The sequence below is a fragment of the Parahaliea mediterranea genome, from assembly GCF_017255185.1.
Lineage (GTDB): Bacteria > Pseudomonadota > Gammaproteobacteria > Pseudomonadales > Halieaceae > JAFKCZ01.
This window is the reverse complement of record NZ_JAFKCZ010000004.1, coordinates 291,754-312,187: the sequence shown is the minus strand read 5'-3', so window position 1 is coordinate 312,187 and position 20,434 is coordinate 291,754. Positions and strand designations below refer to the sequence as shown.

General features: G+C 61.3%; 18 protein-coding genes. 6 read left to right on the top strand and 12 right to left on the bottom strand.

The annotated features are described in order from the left end of the window. Nucleotides 1–15 precede the first annotated feature (15 nt). From JYP50_RS06210 to JYP50_RS06200, 3 genes are all read left to right on the top strand, one after another. Nucleotides 16–1,383, top strand: a complete 1,368-nt coding sequence (locus JYP50_RS06210) for a carotenoid oxygenase family protein (RefSeq protein ID WP_206559616.1) — start codon at nucleotides 16–18, stop codon at nucleotides 1,381–1,383. Nucleotides 1,384–1,511: 128 nt separating this feature from the next. Then, nucleotides 1,512–2,138, top strand: coding sequence for an enoyl-CoA hydratase-related protein (locus JYP50_RS06205; RefSeq protein ID WP_206559615.1), 627 nt, complete (start codon nucleotides 1,512–1,514; stop codon nucleotides 2,136–2,138). A 91-nt stretch (nucleotides 2,139–2,229) separates the two neighbouring features. After that, nucleotides 2,230–3,180, top strand: a complete 951-nt coding sequence (locus tag JYP50_RS06200) for a helix-turn-helix domain-containing protein (protein ID WP_206559614.1) — start codon at nucleotides 2,230–2,232, stop codon at nucleotides 3,178–3,180. Between the two features lie 33 nt (nucleotides 3,181–3,213). Here JYP50_RS06200 and JYP50_RS06195 read toward each other — a convergent pair whose 3' ends face one another. From JYP50_RS06195 to JYP50_RS06140, 12 genes are all read right to left on the bottom strand, one after another. Further along, nucleotides 3,214–4,830, bottom strand: coding sequence for a sulfatase-like hydrolase/transferase (locus tag JYP50_RS06195; RefSeq protein WP_206559613.1), 1,617 nt, complete (start codon nucleotides 4,828–4,830; stop codon nucleotides 3,214–3,216). A gap of 99 nt (nucleotides 4,831–4,929) precedes the next feature. After that, nucleotides 4,930–6,585 carry an amidohydrolase gene (locus JYP50_RS06190; protein WP_206559612.1) on the bottom strand — a complete coding sequence of 552 codons (1,656 nt, stop codon included), beginning with the start codon at nucleotides 6,583–6,585 and terminating at the stop codon, nucleotides 4,930–4,932. A 50-nt stretch (nucleotides 6,586–6,635) separates the two neighbouring features. Further along, complete coding sequence (locus JYP50_RS06185; RefSeq protein WP_206559611.1) at nucleotides 6,636–8,960, bottom strand: TonB-dependent receptor; 2,325 nt, start codon at nucleotides 8,958–8,960, stop codon at nucleotides 6,636–6,638. Between the two features lie 177 nt (nucleotides 8,961–9,137). Next, on the bottom strand, nucleotides 9,138–9,509 hold the full coding sequence (locus JYP50_RS06180) for a nuclear transport factor 2 family protein (protein ID WP_206559610.1): 372 nt from the start codon (nucleotides 9,507–9,509) through the stop codon (nucleotides 9,138–9,140). Between the two features lie 314 nt (nucleotides 9,510–9,823). Further along, nucleotides 9,824–10,891: an ABC transporter permease subunit gene (locus JYP50_RS06175; protein ID WP_206559609.1), complete on the bottom strand. Its 1,068-nt coding sequence runs from the start codon at nucleotides 10,889–10,891 to the stop codon at nucleotides 9,824–9,826. Beyond that, the gene (locus JYP50_RS06170) at nucleotides 10,884–11,747 is read right to left on the bottom strand and encodes an ABC transporter ATP-binding protein (RefSeq protein ID WP_206559608.1); all 864 of its coding nucleotides are present in this window, start codon (nucleotides 11,745–11,747) and stop codon (nucleotides 10,884–10,886) included. The genes JYP50_RS06175 and JYP50_RS06170 overlap by 8 nt, the downstream gene beginning before the upstream one ends. Next, a complete protein-coding gene (locus JYP50_RS06165) occupies nucleotides 11,744–12,109 on the bottom strand; it encodes a GntR family transcriptional regulator (protein ID WP_431311292.1) in 366 nt (121 codons plus the stop codon). Before JYP50_RS06165 ends, JYP50_RS06170 begins: the two co-directional genes overlap by 4 nt. A gap of 26 nt (nucleotides 12,110–12,135) precedes the next feature. Continuing rightward, the gene (locus tag JYP50_RS06160) at nucleotides 12,136–12,942 is read right to left on the bottom strand and encodes a head GIN domain-containing protein (protein WP_206559607.1); all 807 of its coding nucleotides are present in this window, start codon (nucleotides 12,940–12,942) and stop codon (nucleotides 12,136–12,138) included. 13 nt (nucleotides 12,943–12,955) lie between these two features. Continuing rightward, the gene (locus tag JYP50_RS06155) at nucleotides 12,956–13,165 is read right to left on the bottom strand and encodes a hypothetical protein (RefSeq protein ID WP_206559606.1); all 210 of its coding nucleotides are present in this window, start codon (nucleotides 13,163–13,165) and stop codon (nucleotides 12,956–12,958) included. Between the two features lie 131 nt (nucleotides 13,166–13,296). Next, nucleotides 13,297–13,992 (bottom strand): NrsF family protein, encoded by a 696-nt coding sequence (locus JYP50_RS06150; protein WP_206559605.1) that lies wholly within the window; start codon nucleotides 13,990–13,992, stop codon nucleotides 13,297–13,299. Then, nucleotides 13,992–14,531, bottom strand: a complete 540-nt coding sequence (locus tag JYP50_RS06145; protein WP_206559604.1) for a sigma-70 family RNA polymerase sigma factor — start codon at nucleotides 14,529–14,531, stop codon at nucleotides 13,992–13,994. Before JYP50_RS06145 ends, JYP50_RS06150 begins: the two co-directional genes overlap by 1 nt. Nucleotides 14,532–14,559: 28 nt before the next feature. Next, complete coding sequence (locus JYP50_RS06140) at nucleotides 14,560–15,219, bottom strand: spondin domain-containing protein (RefSeq protein WP_206559603.1); 660 nt, start codon at nucleotides 15,217–15,219, stop codon at nucleotides 14,560–14,562. 156 nt (nucleotides 15,220–15,375) lie between these two features. Between JYP50_RS06140 and JYP50_RS06135 the strand changes: the two genes are divergently transcribed. From JYP50_RS06135 to JYP50_RS06125, 3 genes are all read left to right on the top strand, one after another. Further along, nucleotides 15,376–17,124: an alkaline phosphatase D family protein gene (locus tag JYP50_RS06135; protein WP_206559602.1), complete on the top strand. Its 1,749-nt coding sequence runs from the start codon at nucleotides 15,376–15,378 to the stop codon at nucleotides 17,122–17,124. 116 nt (nucleotides 17,125–17,240) lie between these two features. Next, nucleotides 17,241–18,710 carry a wax ester/triacylglycerol synthase family O-acyltransferase gene (locus JYP50_RS06130; protein ID WP_206559601.1) on the top strand — a complete coding sequence of 490 codons (1,470 nt, stop codon included), beginning with the start codon at nucleotides 17,241–17,243 and terminating at the stop codon, nucleotides 18,708–18,710. Between the two features lie 72 nt (nucleotides 18,711–18,782). Further along, nucleotides 18,783–20,366: a DUF3336 domain-containing protein gene (locus tag JYP50_RS06125; protein WP_206559600.1), complete on the top strand. Its 1,584-nt coding sequence runs from the start codon at nucleotides 18,783–18,785 to the stop codon at nucleotides 20,364–20,366. The last annotated feature ends 68 nt before the right edge of the window (nucleotides 20,367–20,434 follow it).

Genomic DNA, 20,434 nt, shown 5'->3' with positions numbered 1-20,434 from the left:
CGCGTGGAGAGATACATGTCAGCTCAATTGAACGACTTACTGGATAACAAACACATAGCCCCGGAAGACAACCCCGTGTTGAGTGGCAATTTCGCTCCCGTGGACACCGAACAGACCCTTGTGGAGCTGGAGGTGGTTGGACGGATCCCCGATGCGGTATCAGGCACCCTGCTGCGCAATGGACCAAACCCGGTTAACGCGAAGCACAATCACCACTGGTTTATCGGCGACGGCATGGTACACGCCATAGAATTTGCCGACGGCAAGGCGCATACCTACCGCAACCGCTGGGTGCGTACCACAAGACTGGAAAGCAAAACGGACATGAAGGCCGCGCCGGTGAGCGCTCACGAACTCTTGATGCAGGGCACCGGTAACGTCAACGTGATATCCCACGGCGGTCGAATACTGGCGCTGTCCGAAGCGGGCCTGCCCTATGAGATGAGTGCGGAACTCGACACTGTACGCATGTACGACTACGACGGAAAGTTGGCCAGCAGCATGACGGCCCACCCCAAGGTAGACGGAAAAAACGGTGAACTGCTGTTTTTCGGGTACGATATTCTTCCACCCTACCTGCGCTATCACGTGGCCGACCCCGAGGGTCGCCTCACCAGCACCGTGGACATCAACCTGCTAGCCAGCGTAATGATGCATGACTTTGGGGTAACCGCAACCCGGGTCATTTTCATGGACATGCCCGTGGTGACCGACCTGGAGCTTATGAAGGACGGGTTTGGCATGCCCTTCCGCTGGGATGAGGGCCACAAGACGCGCCTGGGGATAATGGACCGCGACTCGACATCGGACACCGTGCGCTGGATCGACATCGACACCTGCTACGTGTTTCACGTGCTCAACAGTTACGATGACGGCGACAAAATCATCATGGACGTTGTTCGCTACGAAAGAGTATTCAACGAGCGATCCGATCTCGACTACGAACGCGGAACAAAACTCGTTCGCTGGACCATCGATCCGGCTGAAGGAAAAGTCGACAGCCGCGTACTAAGCCCCCTGGACCAGGAGTTTCCCCGGGTAAATCCGGCGGTGGAATGCCACCCCCATCGCTACGGATACTGCCTGCAGGCCGACGCCGGTAACGGGCACGGCTTCGCCAACCTCTACAAACACGATCTTGTCGAGGGATTGACCGAGTCACACGACGTCGGCGACAACTGCGCCGGTGGCGAGCCCATATTTGTGTCATCCGGTGAAGCCGAGGATGAGGGGTACATTCTCAGTGTGGTATTCAACGGCAACACGGGATTCAGTGAAGTGCACATTATCAACGCGCAGCAATTCACCGCGCCGCCGGTGGCCGTGGTCAAGCTGAACACCCGGATTCCCTTCGGCTTTCACGGCAACTTCGTTCCGTCCTAGCGATCCGGGGAGTGCCTTGCGATAGCCCGGTTCGCGCCGGCTATCGCTCGATCCATCAAAACCGCCTCTCATCCGGGTCGGTAGTTTATTCTGTATTCCATGCTGTGTTACTGAGTGAGATGTGGAAAATGACTACGGTGCGCAAAGAGAAAGATGACGCTACCTGCACGGTTGAGGGCGGTATTGCATGGCTTGAACTCGATCTCGGGAGCGTACGCTGCCGCGAGGCTCCGGCACTCAACCGGAAAGTCATACGCATTCTGGATGAAATAGAGTTCGATAGAACGGTCGGCGTCCTCGTGCTTGTCGTTGAGGGATGCATGTCGCCGGAAAGGCCGAATGCCAGGGAAAATCCCGGTAAAAACGTATCTTCGGGCACCGACGCGGAAAGACGGCCCCGGCGCGAGGCGCAAAGCTGGTGGAATCGTCTGTACTGCCTTCGCAAGCCTACAATAGCCATGGTCACGGCATGCCGCGTCGATGGCGCGTACGACCCGGTATCTGCCTGTGACCTGGCATTCGCGGACATCGATACGCAGTTCATGCTAGACGGTGACAATTGCGATGCTATTCCCGGCATGGACCGGTCACCGGGAACCACGGGGCTTCTGAGCATGCGCGGGCTTATGTATCATGCCCTGACCGGGGAGAGTATCAACGGAGCCACCGCCGCCGAATGGGGGCTGGTCAACGAGGCCCTCCCCGCCGACCGGCTACGGGCGCGCGTGATTCAGGTAGCCAATACGCTGCGATAGCCCTGGCCAACGGCAGTTTCGAGACAAGGTTCGTGTAAAGCTCAAGCGATAACAGGTAGAACAAATCACCACAATAAGTTGAGTCTGTACTATGTCGGCATGCTCAGAAAAAGACTACGAAACATGGATTGATTCTCTCAGCAAGGTTTGCGGACGCTACCAAACCAAACTACCCGCGGACGCGGCTTTCACCGGATCCGTTACCCTTCGCCGCGCTGCGTTGATGGAGCTGTCAAACATCAGCACCAACGCCGCCGGACTGATAAAGTCGGCGAGCGACGACCGCGACGACGAAGAGAGCCATTTCTTCATGGTTCTGCAAAAATCAGGCGAGTCGCTATTTGAACAGCTTGGCAATGAAACCCTCCTTTCCGAGGGCGATGTCGTGCTCATGGATCAACGCCATCCCTGTGCGTTCAGAAACCATGGGCTTGTTGAGCACGTTTCGTTTCACGTGCCTTCCGTACTTGTGACAGAGCTTTGCGGCCGTGAAAGCCTGGATTTTTGCCGCAAACTGGACCGGCGATCGAGTCGTGACAACGCTATTTTTCGCTACCTGAAGCAGGTCTATTGCGAAGTGGTGTCGGGAGAACATGCAGTTGGTCTCGACTGCACAATGGACAACCTGGTTCTAGCTTGCGCATCCGGTTTTTCACGTACAGACAGACCGCTACCGGCGGACTTTGTCAAACTCGTCAAGTTCAACGAGGTCAAACTGACGCTGCACAGAAACCTCTCCGACCCGGACCTGGATGTCGATCGGATTGCCAGGCAAAACTCAATGTCCAGAAGGCAGCTGTATCGACTGTTTCAACATGAAAACAGAACCCCGTTCGAGTGGATCAAGCACAAACGCCTTCAATCGGCAAAGCGGTTACTGGCGGACGACAAGTTTCGAGGAGCCTCCATTCTCGAAATCGCCCAACACTGTGGTTTCAAGGAGTTGAGCCATTTCACCCGAAGCTTCTCGGACCTTTTTGGTATGTCTCCGGGAAGCTATCGGAAAGAGGCCGTTTGGGCCCGTGACGACCTTCACAGTTAACAAGGGAGCCCTCCTTTACCCAATAACCCGGCCCTAGTAACCGCTCACCCGATCGGGAAGGACAACCCCATTGCGCTGCGCATAGGATTCCCAGCGTTGAACCAGTTGTTCGAGCACCGTCCTTTCCGTATTCGCCAGGTCGACCTCTTCCGCTGGATCCTGTTTTAGATTATAGAGCTGCCATTTCCCGTTGCCCCACGGTTCGGGCTGAAAGACAACCTTCCAGTCACCGTATCGATAGGCGCGCTTCCCCGCCAACTCCCAGCCCATTTCCGCAATTTTATCGGGAGCCTGGTCGAGGAAGGAGGAGCCACTTGGCGGCACAACCGTACGATCGCTAAAAGCACCGGCCGCATACTGCACACCCGCCATCGACAGCAAGGTGGGCATCACGTCCTTAACGGACACAAATCGCGAGGACAACGGGCTCGAAGGCGCGAGACGCGAATAGCTCAGGAAGGCAGGGGCGCGAATACCTCCCTCTGACGTCGCCCCTTTAAAGTGCTTGAACGGCGCACCGGTCGCGCGCGCCCAATTGGGGCCGAGCATCACGTAGGAATCGGCTCGACCAAGATTTTCATAGCTGTTGTCACAGCACTTTTCAATCCAGGTAATCATTCCTCCAAAGCCGTACTCCACCTTCGGTTCGTGGCCTTCCGCGCCATTGTCCGACATAAAAAAGATGATGGTATCGTCATACTCACCCACCTGAACGAGGTACTCGACTAGCTCGCCGACGTAGCGGTCGACGTCATCAACCATGGCGGCGTATATTTCCATTTTCCTCGCTTCAACGCGGCGCTCTTCCTCGTTCAATGCATCCCAGGCGCGCTCGCCCGGAAAACGCGGCGCCAGTTTCGCGCCCTGTGCGACAACACCTTGCTCAACAGCCCCCTTTAGCCGCTCCCCCTGCAAATGATCATAGCCACGATCATAGCGACCTCGATATCTGGCGATCGATTCCTCCGGCGCCTGAAGTGGCCAATGGGGCGCGCTAAAGGCCAGGTAGGCAAAAAACGGCTTGCCGTTGCCCCGATCCTTTTCGAGATAGCGAATCATTTCCTCGGTGTAAAAGCGGGTGGAGTAGAAGTCCTCGGGCAACGCGGTCATGCGGCCGTCTCTTCGGTAGGTGGCGGGGGTACCGAACATGCCCAGATTGTCAAAATGCCCCCCTCCCCCATTCAGCAAGGCAAAGGATCGCTCGAAACCGTGCCCGGCCGGACTTTGTGACTCCTCGAAACCGAGGTGCCACTTGCCTGTCATATAGGTGTTGTAACCCTCTCGTTTCAGGATCTCGGCCATGCTTGCGGCACGTTTGTTCAGGTAGCCTTCATAACCTGGCCTCCCTTTCTGGTTGGGCGACAGCAACTCCTTCATATTACCCAAGCCAACCAGGTGGTTATCAACGCCTGTCATCAGCATCGCCCGTGTCGGCGAACAGGTCGGAGCGGTATAGAAGTTCGTGAGGCGCAATCCACCGAAAGCGAGCGCATCCAGATTCGGGGTTTTTATTTCCCCGCCGAACGCGCCCATATCGGTATAGCCCATGTCATCGACGACTATCAGCACGATGTTGGGACGCGAATCCTCACTCGCGACTCCCGCTATCGATAGCAACACAAGGACAATAGTTAGAAACAACCTGGACACGACTCACTCCTTCCACCAGTTTTCGGGCTCTTGCCCCATTTACACCTCGATAGCTGTTTGCTTTCCGGGGAAAATCCCGGAAAACTCCAGTCCGGCACTCTATGGCTGCGCGAGATACACCGTTTCACCCTTGAAAACCGTGCGCAGGACCTTGGTCGCCGATACTTGCTCTGGCGTAGACTCGAAGATATCCCTATCCAACACAATCAAAGTACCCCACTTGCCCTTGCTAATACTCCCCTCTTGCTTGCTTCTCCCCACTGAGCGTGCGCCGTTGATCGTGAATATCTCGATCGCCTGTTCCAGGGCAATCGACTCGTTGCCATTGGCCATCATTCCAGAGATGGCGGGAAAGAGGTTTGATAGCTCGCCAATTGGCCAATCCGTACCCGCGGTAATCAGCGCGCCCGACCCGATCGCCGTTTTAAAATTGAATTCCACACCCGGCCCCGGGTCTGCTCCGGTTGCCCAGAATGTCGGGGAGAACTCAATGGCCGTATTGTTCCTGGCCGCGCGCTCACTGTCGTACTCCATGACGCTCTGACCATGGGCGATGTCATGGTAAATACCGGAATTTCCGTTTAGCGCCCTGACTTCGTCCAGCGTGTTCATCACGACCCTGGCCGCACCGGAGCCCACCGCATGTGTTTTTATCTTGATCCCGAGAGCGTCATATTTTCGATAGAGCGCAAGGAGTTCACTCTGCGGAATCAGCAAATGCCGCTTATCCGGCAAGCCAGTATCCGGGTCCAGCTTTGAATCCGTTGGCTTGGGCGGCAAGGGCACGCCATCGAGAAACAACTTTACATTATCCACATGAATATTCTTACTCGCATATTTTCCACGCTCGTTTATCTGCGCATCGAGTTCCTGCTGGTCATCGTATGCCGTGCCTTCTTTCGCCCTGCCGACAAGGTGCGTATCGATAGACAGACTGACTTGACCAAAAGTATCCATGAGCTTCAGGAGCTTGACAAAGGGCCCTATTGCCAGCGCCTCCTGAACCGAGGTAGTACCGGTTTCGTTCAAGTCCCGCATGATGGTTTTCGTCGCCCGGAAGAGACTCACCGGGCTGGGTAAAGGCAGCCGACTAAAGGCCTCGGTATAGGCCGCCTCCAATAGAAACCCGTTAAGCTCGCCAGTGGCGGGATCAACGCCATATTCACCGCCCGGAGGGTTCGGCGTATCCTTTGTAATGCCCAGGCGTTCCAATGCGCGGTCATTGGCAAGGCCGTTGTGAACGGAATAATCGCTTAGAAACACCGGCGTATCGGGAAAGTGCTCGTTCAACTCCGAGTTTTCGGGAATCCCACCCGGAAAGACGTCCGGCCGATAGCTTGAACCAATGAGCCAGCCATCCGTTACTTTTCCAGCTTGCTGGCATGCCTTCAGCTGGGCGACGATTTCATCCACACCACTACCCGGTGTGAGGCTGCAGTTGATCTTTTGCTGTATCGCCCCCACCAGCAAATGAATATGCGCATCGTGCAGCCCCGGTATGACGACCCTGCCTTCGAGGTCGACCGTTTCGGTACGCCAGTTGGCCAACTGCCTGACGGAATCGTTCGAGCCTACTTCCTGTATCTTTCCATTCTTTATCGCCACGGCGTCGGCCCAGGGCCGGTCGGGATCGACGGTGTAAATCTTTCCATTGAACAGCACTGTATCAGCCGATTTACCGAACCTGTTCATGACTTTATCAGCCGCGAGAACAAGCAGAAAAAGCCCTAGCAACGTTACAAAAATTCTCTTCAAAACCTGGCTCCGAGAGACAGCTGGCATGGGTTCAAACTACAAACACGAGATTAAAAGTTATAGAAAATATCGACACCGTAGGTTCTTCCGATATCGAACAGGCTGCTTGTGATATCAAAGGTCGGTATATAGAAAACCGTGTGCACATACTCCTTGTCAGCGAGATTCTTACCCCATATCGCCAGCTCCCATTTCTGGTCACTCGAGTAAAAACCAGCCCGTGCGTCCACCAGCTCCCGGGAGTCAACCCGCGTTCGTCCGGTATTCGTCGGCTCGATAAAAACTTCGTCCCGATACGACCAATCGGCCCGGACATACACCTGCCCCGGATCACCGATGGAGAACAGATACTGAACGGCGGCGCTGGCATTCAGTTTGGAGGCGTTATTGAGCTGGTTTCCATCGCAATCTATCGCATTGCTACCACCCGGCCCCGATGCGCACTCTTTAAATTCCTTATAGATGGGATCGGTATAACCGATGCTTGCACCGAGGGTAAGTCCATTGACGGGAACAAAAAGCGCTTCAAGTTCAACACCCCAGATTTCCGCCTGGTCAGCGTTGGTGATTGCAAACCCCTTGCCAACCGGTGTATAGGCGAGCCGCTGAACCTGAAGGTCATCATAATCCGTGAGGAAAACCGCGGCATTCACTCGCGCGCGTCCATCGGCCAGCTCGGCTTTAAGGCCCGCTTCATATGACCAGACAGTCTCACTGTCAAACACAATTTCGTCTCCGCTGGGGACGATATCCGGATTGAACCCTCCGCTCTTGTAGCCCCGGCTTATTGAGCCATACAAGGTTGTCTGGTCGAGGATGTAGGTGAGACTCAGGTTTCCCGACCAGGCGCCATCATCTATCCCTGGCCGCGAAACAACATCGGGATGCAGGGTAAACGAGGTATTGTCCTGAATGAAATCAAGGGACTTTTCCTCCTTGGTGTATCGAAGCCCGGTGTTCAGGGTCAGGTTCTCCGCCAGATCAAAGTCCGAGCTTGCAAAGATCGCCAGGGCCTCCGTTCGAACTTCCGCGGAACTGCTGATATTGCCGATGGGAGCGACGGTATTGCCGGCGTTGTTCGTCTCTCCAACCACAAACAGGGGAAAGAACGGACCGAGCTGGGCCCGCGTCAGCGGATCGCCAGTAAGCGGGTTCATTGGCGCCGTGGCCGTGGAGCTGCGTTCCGCGCTAGCCTTCTGATCCAGGTAGAAAAGGCCCGCTGTGTAGTCCCACCTTTCCGAAAGCACCCCTTGCAGCCTGAATTCCTGGCTGAACTGACGCGAATCATCGTTGAATGACGAATGAGAGAGACTGACGCCCCGGGAATCATTGTCGGAAAGGACTTCGAAGTTCACCTCATTGTATGCGGTAACGGAAACCAGGGTCAGGTCGTCAGCAATATCCCAAATTCCGCGCAACGACCCACTCCGGGTATCTCTATCGTCCCTGGACATGAAGTCTTGCTGGGTCACGTTAGGTTGGCGCATTTCCGGCGTGGGTATACTGAAACCCGGCGGCGCCTCTGGGCCAATTTCGCTTAGCTCAAAAACGTTGGATGCTCCTTCGGTCGTTGTCGAATCGACCGTCAAAGCTATCTCCAGATCATCCCTGGGCACCCAGCGTAGCTTTCCCCTGAAACCTCGTTCCCGCACACTGCCTATATCCGGCCCCGCACTATTCTCGATATAGTCATCCTCCCGATTGTCGAGCAGGACACTAAGCCTGCCGTAAAGCGTGTTTTCAATTATCGGCCCCGAGACTGCCGCGCTGATCCTGGACGAGTCATGGTTCGCGAAGGTAGTCCTGATATTTCCTTCCAATTCATCGCCGGGGTTTTTTGTTGTAATGTTGATGGCCCCCGCAATCGTGTTGCGGCCAAAAAGCGTACCCTGTGGACCGCGAAGCACTTCCACTTGCGCTATGTCAACAAGGTTCTTGTTGAAGGCCGCCGGGCGGCCCACATACACCTCATCCACATAGACGCCCATGCCACTTTCAAAGCCAATATTGCGCGTGACGTTGACAATGCCCCGCATCCCCATTCCGCCGACGGAGCTTTGTGAATCCACCGTGAAATTCGGCACGGACTTGCTCAACTCGGCAACACCCGTGACGCCCCTTTGTATCAGGTCATTCTCCGCCAGCGCCGTTACCGCAATCGGGATATCCTGAAGACGCTCCTCCCTCTTCCTCGCGGTAACCACAACCTCCTCCAGAGCCCCGCCAGCGGCGCCGGGAGCCATGGATTCTCCGGAAGCGTTCGACATTCCGGCGTAGCCCGCGCCAACACAGCCGATTACGGTTATGCCGCCAACTTTTCCAATGGCGCCCATCAAAAGACCATGAGCGGAGAGCATTTTTATACTTTTATACATTCCACGTTCCTCACATAGGATCCAGGCGGCGCAAGCGAAGGCGCCTGTTTGGCATCGCACGCTTCGTCGGCACGCCCGCGGCCGGCCCGGTTCAGCTGTTCGACACGGCGAACAGCTCACATCCATTGTTTGTATTTCGACGAATCCGGCCCCGTCGTTAGGTTTTCTTTGACACCCCTAGGGCTCATAACCTCCGGTAAATGTCTTGCTGATGATTTTCCATCCGGAGCCATCGTCGATGAGGTGGAAGAGATTGGTGAAGCACATTCCCCCCGGATACCCGGACTCCCGCAGCGTCACCGCCGCGACGTTGCCCTCGATGTGGGTATGAAGAATTTCATGCCTGTATTCACAGCCGGAATTCTTGACGGGGAAATTACTCACTTCTTCAATGAAGGGCCTTGGCGAGGTCATCATGAGTTCACCCACAAGGTAGCCATTCATCACCGCGCTATCGTGAAAACAGCGACACAGATCTTCGGCGCAGCCCTCGTAGGTCCCTCTTACGTACAACTCAATGATATCCTCAACAGATCGTTGTTCAGCCATGCTCGTTTCTCACTATTTTCACCCAGGCAAGTAAACCGGTCCCGCGTCTCCAGCAGCGGAGACAGGCGGAACTGAAACGACTATACAGGTGTTTAAACTCACACCCCTTGTCTCTACGTGCCAGGATTACCCCCTGCGGGGATCGGCAACAGGCGCGGCTTATCGACAAGTGCGGATTGCAAGGGAAGGAGCGGGAATCCGGCCGGGATGGCTCGGGCCCCTTTCAGGCCTGAAAGGGGCGGCAGTGCGGGCTGGAGTGTGGGTGGAGGCAGAACTCCACCAGGGCTTGAATACGCGGCGCGCTTGACGCGCCGTCAGATCTCCCAGCGGTGCCGCCGCAGCCACACGGCACCGGCGACCAGGGCCACGGCGACGGCGAGACCACCGGCCAGGCTGAGCAGGCTCAAGGCGGACCACTCGGGGCCAAGCAGGCTGAAACCGGCGGAGGTACCGCCGCCCACCTGATGCGGGATATGGTTGCCGATGGCCGAACGCAGGTAGTCGCTGCCAAACAGCAGCTCCTCCAGCAGCACCAGCACGACCACCGGCACCACCGCGGCCAGGAAGGGCGAGCGCCGGGCCGCCGCGGATGCCACCAGTAACCAGGCGTAGACCGGGGCCACCCACAGCGCGGTGACCAGCCAGCTCCCCACCTGCTGCATCAGCAACTGGCCGAACTGCAAATTACCCAGCACCAGCTCAAAGGGGTCCTTGTCCATGCGCCACACCACCAGCATGGCCACCAGGGTGGAGGCCAGCTGTATCAACACAGTCGCGGCCAGAAACACCAGCGGCGCCACCACCAGGGCCACGATGAGCTTGGACAGCACCACCTCCCATTCCGACACCGGCATGGATTTCCAGAACAGGATGGAGCGGTCCCGGCGGTCGTCGTACAGACAACCCAGCAGGTAGTTCACGGTCACCACCACCAGTACCAGGCTCATCAGGACACTCACCACTGCGAGCAGCGCGTTGAAGGGCGCCAGGCGTTCGGCGGTAACCACATCCGAGGGCGCCTCGCCCGACGGCGGCTGGTCGGCGCCGCCGCGCGGCTTGAAGGACCATTCGCGGGAGAAGTTCCATTCACCCTCCGCCACCGGCGACGTCTCGGTTTCGATACGGTAGTCGGCCTCTCCCCCATTTGGCTCGTCATCGATCTGGATGGTGATATTCATCCCCGACACCGCCTCGTCCTGGGTCACCACCTCGATAAAGGCCTGCCCGACCGCGGCGATGCGGTTGGCCACCACGGCGCTGACCAGCATTACCGCGACCAGCAACAGCGCGGTGACCAGGGGGGTCCACAACAGCGACACACGGTATTCCTGTAGTTCCCGCTGCAGTAGCGTGAACCAGCGCGAGAAGGGTGATTCAGACATGGTTTTGCGCCCCCTCAATTTTGGCGACGAACAGGTCGGACACCGAGGGCGTCCTCACTTCCCCCAGTGACTCCAGCAACGAACGGTCCACCCCCTCGTAGAGAATGGCCTTGCCGCCGAGAATGGTGCGGGAGCCAATGTGCGGGATGGCCTCGGCGCGGGCCGTGGCCTCGCCCACTACATGCAACTCCGCGAATTCTTCGTCAAAGCTGGACATCGGCTTGTGCATGATCAGCCGTCCGCGATCCATGAACACCACCTCGGTCAGGATATGCTGCACCTCCTCCACCTGGTGAGTGGAGATAATGATGGTGCGCTCGTCGTCGAAATAGTCGTTGAGCAGTTGCTCGTAGAAGCGCTTGCGGAACAACAGGTCGAGACCGAGGGTCGGCTCGTCCAGGATCAACACCTTCGCATCGACGGCCATCACCAGGGCCAGGTGCAGCTGCACGGTCATGCCCTTGGACAGCTCCCTCACCTTGCGCTTGGCCCCCACCTCTGTGGTGGCCAGGAACTGCTCGGCCTGGCGCCGTTGAAAACGCGGGTGGATGCCGGATACGTAGTCCAGCAATTGCCGTACCGTCATCCAGCGGGGCAGCACCGCGGTATCGGCGATAAAGCACACCTGCTGCATGAGCCGGGCATGGTCGCGGCGCGGGTCGATCCCCAGTACCGACACCTCGCCGTCACAATCGGTCAAGCCCAACAGGGCGCGCAGCAGCGTGGTCTTGCCGGCGCCATTGGGACCGATCAAACCCAGCACCGACCCCGCCGACAGGCTGAGGTCCACCTTGTCCACGGCCTGCACCTGGTCGAAACGGCGGCTGAGGTCTCTCGCCTCGATCACCTGACTCATTGTCCACCCCCATTGTCGAGCAGCTGTTTCACGACATTCCCCATATCCAGACCCAGTACCCGCACCCGCTCGGCGAAGGCAGGCACCTCCTCTTCCAGGAAGCGTTCCTGCTCGCCGGTAGTGAGGGCCCTGCGCGCGCCATCGGTGACGAACATGCCCAGGCCGCGGCGCTTTTCCAGCAGGCCGGCGTCCACCAGTTCCTGATAGGCCTTGCCCACGGTGAGGTGATTGATCTGGAAATCGGCGGCCACCTGTCGAACCGAGGGCACCGCCTCGCCCTCGGCGAAACTCCCATCCATAATGCGCTCCACAACCCTGTCTCTCAGCTGTCGGTAAATCGGTTGTTTGTCGTTCCATTCCACTGACACGATCCACTCCCGGCGCGGTTTCAGCGCTCGTTCCGCAAGTCGCCCGAACCGAGCACGGTCTGTTCTATCTCGGGATTGCCACGGAAAACCACGTCGCCACTGCCGAGGATATTGACTTCCAGCTCCTCCACCTCGCCGATGCGCGCATCGCCGGAGCCGACAATATTGATCTCGGCGCTCACGGTATCCAGGCCGCGCAGGTCGATATCCCCCGAACCGACGATGTTGGCCTCCAGGTCGCGGATTGCGCCGCCATCCGCCAGGGACACATCGCCGGAGCCGCGCAGCGACACCTCGACGGCCTCAGCCGCCAGTGCACCCAGTTGCACATCACCCGAGCCGGAGAGACTGATGGTCAGGTCCCGCACATCGAGTTCGGCGGCCTGGATTGCCCCGCTGCCACTCATCTGCAGGGTCAGGTCGTCGCCGCGCAACTCGAACAGGCGCACCCGGCCGCTGCCGCCCACCGACACAAAAAGATCGTCGATGCGCAGGGGCGTCACGTACACATCGCCGGAGCCCTTGAGTTCCAGGTGGTCGAGTGTCGGCGTCACCAGGCGGAATTTCACGCCGGAGAAATTCTCTCGGCGGTGGTCGCGGCTGAACCCGAGGACCAGGGAGCCGTCCTCAACCAGAAAGGGCCGTTTGTCCAGGTCGTCGCGGTCGCCGCGTATCAACAGCTCCCGGCTGTCACCCTGGCTGATCTCCACCTCCACGTCGCCATAGACCAGCACGGCGTCGAACTCCAAGCCCTCCACCCGCTGGGTCTCCGCCATCAATGGCGCGGCCAGGGCGGACAGGAAAGCGAAACAGAGTGTTTTCCACATATCGGGTTCCTCACTATCCCGGAACAATATCGGTGCCGCGGCGGCTTCCGCGCCCGTCAGGCCGGAGCAGCGCCACTGTGGCGCCCAACACCGCGAATGTCGTCAGCGCCGCCATGCCGCCGCCGGCGACACTGATCAAACTACTGGCGAGAAACAGCAGGCCGCCCGTCAGCAGGGCATTGCCCGGCCGGCGCAGGGCCGGCTTGTCGGTATGAAGATACATTATCAGGCGCCTCAATGCTATGGTGTTATATGTAACTATAACACCTGTCGCGAGCGCTGCAAACCGCCATCCACCCGTTCATCCCAGGCGGGGCACGGTTCGTCGCAAGGCGCGGTGCCGCGATGGCGATTTCAGTGTGGGGGGGAGCGAAACCGGTCCGGGATCTCCCGGCGATTGTCCATGAAGCCCCACAGGCGCCGCCGCAGCCCGTAGAGAAGGGCGCCGGCCGACAGCGACAGTATCACCGCCGGCAGCCAGTGGAACAGGGCTCCGTGGACGGGGTCGTACATGCAGGCGAGTTGCATCAGCAGGGCCGGCAGCAGGGCGGACGCCAACACAATACCGGACAGGGTGGCAACCGGCCGCAGGGGATAGCGCCGCAACAGCAACCAAGCGCCGCACAAGGCCGGCAACAGGGCAAACAGGACCACTTCCACCGCGCAGTGGGGCCGCTTGCCGAGCATCGATGGCGCCAGGGGCGGCGCCAGCGCGTTCCACAGCAACACCCACAACCACATGGCGAACACCGCGGTGACCGCCACCGCGCCTCGCCGGCTCGCCCTGCCGGGTATCGCAAGACGAAACAGGTACACCGACAGTCCCGACACAGACAGCAGTCCCAGCGCGACCTCGAGGGCGAAGCGCGGCGCCGCGCCCAGCTGCGCGAGAACGCCCGGGCGCCAGGGGCCGGTAAAACTGGTCGCGGCGGCCACGGCGAGCAGGGCCACTACCAACCAGACCAGGGCCAGGACACCGGGCGCACGCCGCGGCCTGACCGGCGCGAGGTCACGGCTCAGGTCGCGAATCAACAGTTCGGTGGTCACCATCACTCCATTGCCATCAGTTGCTTCAATCGGCCCAATCCCCGGTGCACCCGCACCTTCACCGCGGACTCGGAAATATTCAGCACCCGCGCCGCTTCCGCGGTGCTCAAACCCTCGATCTTGGTCAGGGTGATCGCCTCGCGCTGGCCGGTGACCAGCTTGCCGAGCAACTGCCCCTCGCCTGCCGTGAGGTATTCACCCGGGTCGGCGTCGAGCGCGGCCACCTGCAACAGCTCGCGCTGCCGTGCCCGGGCGCGCTCGTAACTGCCCTGGCGGCGCAGGACATCGACGGCCTTGTGCCGCACTATCGCAAACAGCCAGGGCTTGAAGGGCCGGCCGGGATCGTAGCTGTGCCGCGCGCAGTGGATGGCCACCAGGCACTCCTGCACGCAATCTTCGGTAAAGTGAGTCGCCCCGATGCGGACGAGCAGAAAGCCATGGATAGCCCGCGACAGCTCTTCCAGCAACTGCCGGTAATCGCTCTCGTCGCCGCGCTGGGCGCTGGCCATCAACCGTGACCAGCGCGACTCATCCGATGGCATGCCGCGGGTGCAATGGGCCCGACCTCCACTAACGCATACGTTTCACTGTAATGCGCGCCACCGGATTGCGCCAATCGTATTGGGCGGGAGCGAGAATACCGTCGCCCTCGCCCAGGCTGTGAAAGCCATCGCTGATATGGACAAAGCCCTCGTCTCCGTCATTGGGCCCGGGCGAATGCCCCTCGCCACCGCATACCGGCCCGGGAATACTGGCGCAATCCTGGTCGTTGGCTTCGGTGCCGGCATCGTAGGCGGGAACCATCCGCTCCAGGGTTTGCCCCCAGCGCGGCAAGGGCGCGGCGTCGAGGGCCACGAAGGTGTCGTTGGTGGGAATCAGCATCGCCGCCAGCGAGACGACATCGCGAACGCGGCCACTGATCACCACGCTGGCGCTCTCCCCCGGCCCCAGCAAGCCGTCTATGGTGGTGATATCGGTGGCCACCGGTGCCAGGGCAGTGGCCAGCGGGTGGGTGTCGCCTCCCTCGGCAAGTATCTCCAACGCCGCGCCGGCCGGCTCGCCCAGTTTGAAAACCCGGGCGGCATTGGGGTGGGTGACCACCAGTTGCGGGGTAAAGGTCTGCCCGGCGGTGATATTGGTGATGGTCAGTTCATAGTCGAAGCCAGGCCAGGCCCAAGCCGCCGAGGACAGGGCCAGGCCGGCGGCGGTGCTCAATAGCGTGCGAATCATGGTGATATCTCCTTGGATAAACGACAGGTTCAATCACGGATTCGCCGCGGCGGCCCGAAAAGTTACAATAGCCGGGAATTTTTTTGCCGTTGCGGCATTCACGGAACCGCAACACAGCCCGACTAGCATGATGCAATTCAGACAAGGATGCCGCCAATGCCCCAGCCGCCAAGCCACCTCACACGCCGCGCCCTGATCAAGGGCATTGGCGCCAGCGCCCTGCTGCCCCTGCTGTCCGCCAACCTCGCGGGCTGCTCCGACAGTTCGGATTCGCGCGCCGATGGCGACACCCCCATCGACAGCGTGCCCGCCACCTTCGAGCACGGGGTGGCCTCCGGGGACCCGCTCGACGACCGGGTCATCCTGTGGACCCGGGTGACACCCGAGCGCGAGGGCACCGTGGCGGTGGACTGGGAGCTTGCCCTCGACGAGGCCTTCGAGCAGGTCGTGGCCAGCGGACAGGACACAACCACCAGCGCGGTGGACTACACCTTCAAGGTGGACGCCGTGGGCCTCGATCCCGGCAGCGACTATTTCTATCGCTTTCGCAGCGGCGACAACAGCTCGCCGGTCGGGCGCACCCGCACCGCCGCGACCGGCGCCCTCGCCAGCGTCAGTTTCGCCGTGGTGTCCTGCTCCAACTACCCGGCCGGCTTTTTCAATGTCTACCGCGAGGTTGCCGGACGCGAGGTGGACGCGGTATTGCACCTGGGCGACTACATCTACGAATACGGCGCCGATGGCTACGCCAGTGAGCGCGCCGAGGCCTACGGTCGCGTGGTGACGCCGCCAACCGAGATCGTCTCGCTGGCGGACTACCGCGCCCGCTACGCCCAGTACCACGGCGACCCCGACCTGCAGGCCTGCCACGCCCGGCACCCCTTTATCGTAGTGTGGGACGATCACGAGGTGGCCAACGACGCCTGGCGCGAGGGCGCGGAGAACCACAGCCCCGACAGCGAGGGCGGCTACGGCGAACGCCGCGCGGCGGCGATCCAGGCCTGGTACGAGTGGCTGCCGGTACGGCCGCCGGCGGATGCGCGGGAGATTATCTACCGCCGTTTCCGCTACGGCGACCTGGTGGACCTGCTGATGCTGGATACACGCAACATCGGTCGCGACCGCCAGGTGGACTACACGGCCTTCGCCAACGGCGGCGTGATCGACCCGGTGGCGGCGCGGGCGGCCGTCGCCGACAGCGCGCGAACCTTGCTCGGCGGGGAGCAACTCGATTGGCTCAAGGGCGCGCTCAGCGACAGCGGCGCGCGCTGGCAGGTACTGGGGCAACAGGTGCTGATGGCGCGCCAGGCAATGCCGGAACCCCTGGTGCGCGCCCTCGCCACCTCCATTGGCGGCGACAGTGCCCTGGAGGAAGCCACCGCCGCGGCACTCACCGCGGTGGCCGCCAAGGGCAAGGCGCCACAGGATCGCAGCGCCGCGGAGCAGGCGCTGCTGGACTCCGCCATCCCCCTGAATCCGGACGCCTGGGATGGCTACGCCTTTGAGCGCGACGATCTGCTGAACCACGCGCGACAGCTGCAGTCACGGCTGGTGGTGTTCGCCGGCGATACCCACAACGCCTGGGCCTCGCAGCTCACCGCCGCCGACGGCGAGGTGGTGGGGGTCGAGTTCGCGTGTCCCAGCGTCAGTTCCCCCGGCGCGGAGGCGGTAATCGGCGCCGACAACGCGGCCCTGTTCGGGCCGCTGGCGGTGAACCTGGTCGATGACCTGCGCTATGCCAACCTGGTCAATCGGGGCTTTGTCGAAGCGACCTTTACCGCCGACAGCGCACAGGCGCGCTGGCTCTACGTGTCCGGCGTGGACAGCCGCGACTACCAGCTCGACGCGGATGCCGAACGCCACCTCGGCGTTGCCAGGGACACCCTGCTGGTGAACGGCATTTGATATAGCGCAAAGCGGCGTCATTTTCTCCACCGCGGCGCACCGGGCCGCTCCACCACGCTTGGTCAATCGCCGCCGGGCGCGTTATGCTCCCTCCAGGTCACCCCTGGAGGCGAGCCATGCAGCAACTCTCCGGGCAGGACGCCATGTTCCTGCACGCCGAACTCAAGGGATTGCCGCAACACATCGGCGGCGTCTCGATCTACGACCCGTCCTCCGCACCGGGGGGCCGGCCCGGTTTTGCCGCCATTCACGACATGCTGCAATCCCGGCTGCACCTGTCCCCGATCTTTCGGCGCAAACTGGCGCCGGTGCCCTTCGGCCTCGGCCAGCCCTACTGGACGGAGGACACCCACTTCGACCTGGAGTACCACCTGCGCCATATCGCCCTGCCCAAACCCGGCGACTGGCGCCAGCTCTGTATCCTCGCGGCGCGATTGCACGCGGTCCCACTGGCACGCGATAAACCGCTGTGGGAAATGTATGTCATCGAGGGCCTGGACGGTGTCGAGGGCCTGCCGCCCGGGTGCTTCGCGCTGCTGCTCAAGGTTCATCACGCCGCCATGGACGGGGCCACCGGCGCGCGTTTCATGGGCATTGTCCACGACCGGAGCCCGGAACCGGCGCCCGCGCCTCCCGCGCCGCCCTGGATCGTTGAAAAACCGTCGCCACTGGGCATGCTCGGGCGCGCCTACCTGGACGCCTGGCGGCTGCCCGGCAAGCTGTGGCACCTGGCGAGCGACGCGGTACCGACCGCGCTGCGCCTGCGGCGCGGCTATGCCGAGCACCGTTTCGAACACCTGGGCAAGTTGCCTCGCACCCGTTTCCAGGGCCCTATTTCCCCCCACCGCGTGGTCGAGGCCCGTGAATTCGACTTCGGTAAAATCCGCGCCATGAAGAATGCGGCCCCGGGCGCGACGGTCAACGACGTGATGCTGGCCATCGTCTCCGGGGGACTGCGTCGCTACCTCGATGCCAGGGGCGAGCTGCCCGCACAGAGCCTGGCCGCCGGCTGCCCGATTGACGTGCGCAGTGATAGCGAGCGCGCCAGCGGCGGCAATATGGTGGGTTTCATGGGGCTCTCCCTGTGCAGTCATATTGCCGACCCCCGGGAGCGCCTGCTGGCGATACACCGCAAATCCGTCGAAGCCAAGGATTATGCCCAGGCACTGGGGCCGCGCATCGCCCTGGACATCACCGACCTGATACCGGGCAGTGTCCTCGGGGTGGCCCTGCGCGCGGCCGCCGTTACCGGCCTCGCCGAGAGCAGCGTGGTGATGAATACCGTGGTCACCAACGTGCCGGGGCCGCCCTTCGCGCAGTACCTCTGCGGCGCCGAGTTGATCCGCAACTTCTGCCTGGGGCCGCTGTTTCCCAATGTCGGCCTGTTCCACGTGGTCTACTCCACGGTGCAGCACGGCGAGGGCACCATCTCCCTGTCGTTCACTGCCTGCCGGCAGATGCTGCCGGACCCCGAATTCTACGCCCGGTGCCTGCAGGAGGCTTTTGACGAACTGGCCAAGGCCCTGCTGCCGGCGGCGGCCAGGAAGCGCACCGCCGCGCGCCGCAAGCGCGGAGCCGGAGCCTGAGGTGCGGGCATCCGGCCATGTCGCGGACTGGCAAGTGGGCAAACTGGCACGGCACATACCGAGGTGAAACAGATGTACGGCACTATCACGCGATCCACAGTATCACCGGCCCAGCGGCAACAGCTGCGGGACATCGAACGGGCGATGACCGAGGCCGGGGACTACAAGCAGTGGCGGCAGCTGGCCCGGGAACATGACGACATCTCCGGCGCCGCCATCTGGCGACGCATTCCCGAATCCCGCCGCTACGACCACCTGAGCGTGCGCCGGCGCCTCGACCGGCTGCAGGAACTGCGCCTGGCGGGCAATGACAGGGGCCTGCTGTTCGCCCTCAACGAGGGCATTCACGGCAACATGGCCGGCATGGGCAACTACGACCTCTACCGGCGCGCCCGCTGCGGCACCAAGCACCTGATCACGGAGTACATCGACGCCATCTGCGACGCGCTGGAACACCTGGCCGGGGACGGTGGCGGCGATATTCCACTGGCGGAAAAACTGGATTTCTACCGCCGCGCCAGTCACTGCTACGGCCGTTCCGCATTGATGCTGAGCGGCGGCGGCACGCTGGGTTACTTTCACTTTGGCGTACTCAAGGCACTGATCGAGCAGCAGCTGTGCCCGGTGGTGATCTCCGGCGCCAGCGCCGGCGCCTTCGTGGCCGCCGTGGTGGGCACCCGCAGCGACAGCGAGTACCTGGCGCTATTCGAGGACAACACCCTGGCCCGCGCCATGACCGACAACCCCGAGGGCATTAAAATCGGTCTCGGCATGGACGAAGAGGCCTACCTGCCCGCGGTGCGCGAGGCCTTTGCGCGCTTGATCCCGGACCTGACCTTTCTCGAGGCCTATCGCAAAACCGGCCGCAGCATCAATATCACCATCTCACCGGCGGAACCCCGACAGGAGTCGCGCCTGCTCAACCACATTGCCTCGCCCAATGTCACCATCCGCTCGGCGGTGATGGCGAGCGCCGCGCTGCCGGGGGTGTTTCCCCCGGTGGTACTGGAGGCCACCGACGACAACGGCAGAAAACGCCCCTACCTGCCACAACGGCGCTGGATCGACGGCTCATTTTCACAGGACCTGCCCGCCAAGCGGCTCGCCCGCATGTACGGCGTCAATCACTTCATTGTCAGCCAGGTCATGCCGGGGCTGGGCCGGGAAACGACACCGCGACCGGGGCTGTACAGCATTCTCTCGGACGCCTGGGTGGCGGCCGCCAAGCAGTTCGTCCGCGGCAGCCTGCACACCGCCCAGCGCTACACCCGGGTGGGCTCCCGCAGCGGCAGCGTCATGAACGCCGTCAACGGCCTGATCGACCAACAGTTCACCGGCGATATCAATATCATCCCGCCCTATGGCTTCGGCAGCCTGCGCAAGCTGCTCAAGATTCTCAGCCAGGAGGAGTTCGTCGACCTGGTGCGCGCCGGGGAGCGCGGCACCTGGCCTAAAATTCCCGCCATCCACACCACCACCCGTATCGGCCGTACCCTGGACGACATCCTGCACCGCTACGAGCTCGAGGAGGCCCACTGGCTGAATACCGCGCCGAAAACGGAGCGCTACCGCGACAAGCCCGCCCCCCGCGAGAGCCGCCGGACAGGCTCCGCGACACTGGGGTCGAAAGCCCCGCGCAAGCGCCGCAAGGCCTGAGCCAGCCATCGGGCCGCCGCGCGCGACGGGTCTGATTGCTTGAACTTCTCCTCGCGCGCAGCCCCCCT

What these genes read in the sequence shown, in the direction of transcription:
- JYP50_RS06205 (WP_206559615.1), top strand. Translation starts at nt 1,512, where the DNA reads ATGACTACGGTGCGCAAAGAGAAAGATGACGCTACCTGCACGGTTGAG.
- JYP50_RS06185 (WP_206559611.1), bottom strand. Translation starts at nt 8,960, where the DNA reads ATGTATAAAAGTATAAAAATGCTCTCCGCTCATGGTCTTTTGATGGGC.
- JYP50_RS06210 (WP_206559616.1), top strand. Translation starts at nt 16, where the DNA reads ATGTCAGCTCAATTGAACGACTTACTGGATAACAAACACATAGCCCCG.
- JYP50_RS06135 (WP_206559602.1), top strand. Translation starts at nt 15,376, where the DNA reads ATGCCCCAGCCGCCAAGCCACCTCACACGCCGCGCCCTGATCAAGGGC.
- JYP50_RS06170 (WP_206559608.1), bottom strand. Translation starts at nt 11,747, where the DNA reads ATGAGTCAGGTGATCGAGGCGAGAGACCTCAGCCGCCGTTTCGACCAG.
- JYP50_RS06180 (WP_206559610.1), bottom strand. Translation starts at nt 9,509, where the DNA reads ATGGCTGAACAACGATCTGTTGAGGATATCATTGAGTTGTACGTAAGA.
- JYP50_RS06125 (WP_206559600.1), top strand. Translation starts at nt 18,783, where the DNA reads ATGTACGGCACTATCACGCGATCCACAGTATCACCGGCCCAGCGGCAA.
- JYP50_RS06155 (WP_206559606.1), bottom strand. Translation starts at nt 13,165, where the DNA reads ATGTATCTTCATACCGACAAGCCGGCCCTGCGCCGGCCGGGCAATGCC.
- JYP50_RS06160 (WP_206559607.1), bottom strand. Translation starts at nt 12,942, where the DNA reads ATGTGGAAAACACTCTGTTTCGCTTTCCTGTCCGCCCTGGCCGCGCCA.
- JYP50_RS06130 (WP_206559601.1), top strand. Translation starts at nt 17,241, where the DNA reads ATGCAGCAACTCTCCGGGCAGGACGCCATGTTCCTGCACGCCGAACTC.
- JYP50_RS06145 (WP_206559604.1), bottom strand. Translation starts at nt 14,531, where the DNA reads ATGCCATCGGATGAGTCGCGCTGGTCACGGTTGATGGCCAGCGCCCAG.
- JYP50_RS06200 (WP_206559614.1), top strand. Translation starts at nt 2,230, where the DNA reads ATGTCGGCATGCTCAGAAAAAGACTACGAAACATGGATTGATTCTCTC.
- JYP50_RS06175 (WP_206559609.1), bottom strand. Translation starts at nt 10,891, where the DNA reads ATGTCTGAATCACCCTTCTCGCGCTGGTTCACGCTACTGCAGCGGGAA.
- JYP50_RS06150 (WP_206559605.1), bottom strand. Translation starts at nt 13,992, where the DNA reads ATGGTGACCACCGAACTGTTGATTCGCGACCTGAGCCGTGACCTCGCG.
- JYP50_RS06140 (WP_206559603.1), bottom strand. Translation starts at nt 15,219, where the DNA reads ATGATTCGCACGCTATTGAGCACCGCCGCCGGCCTGGCCCTGTCCTCG.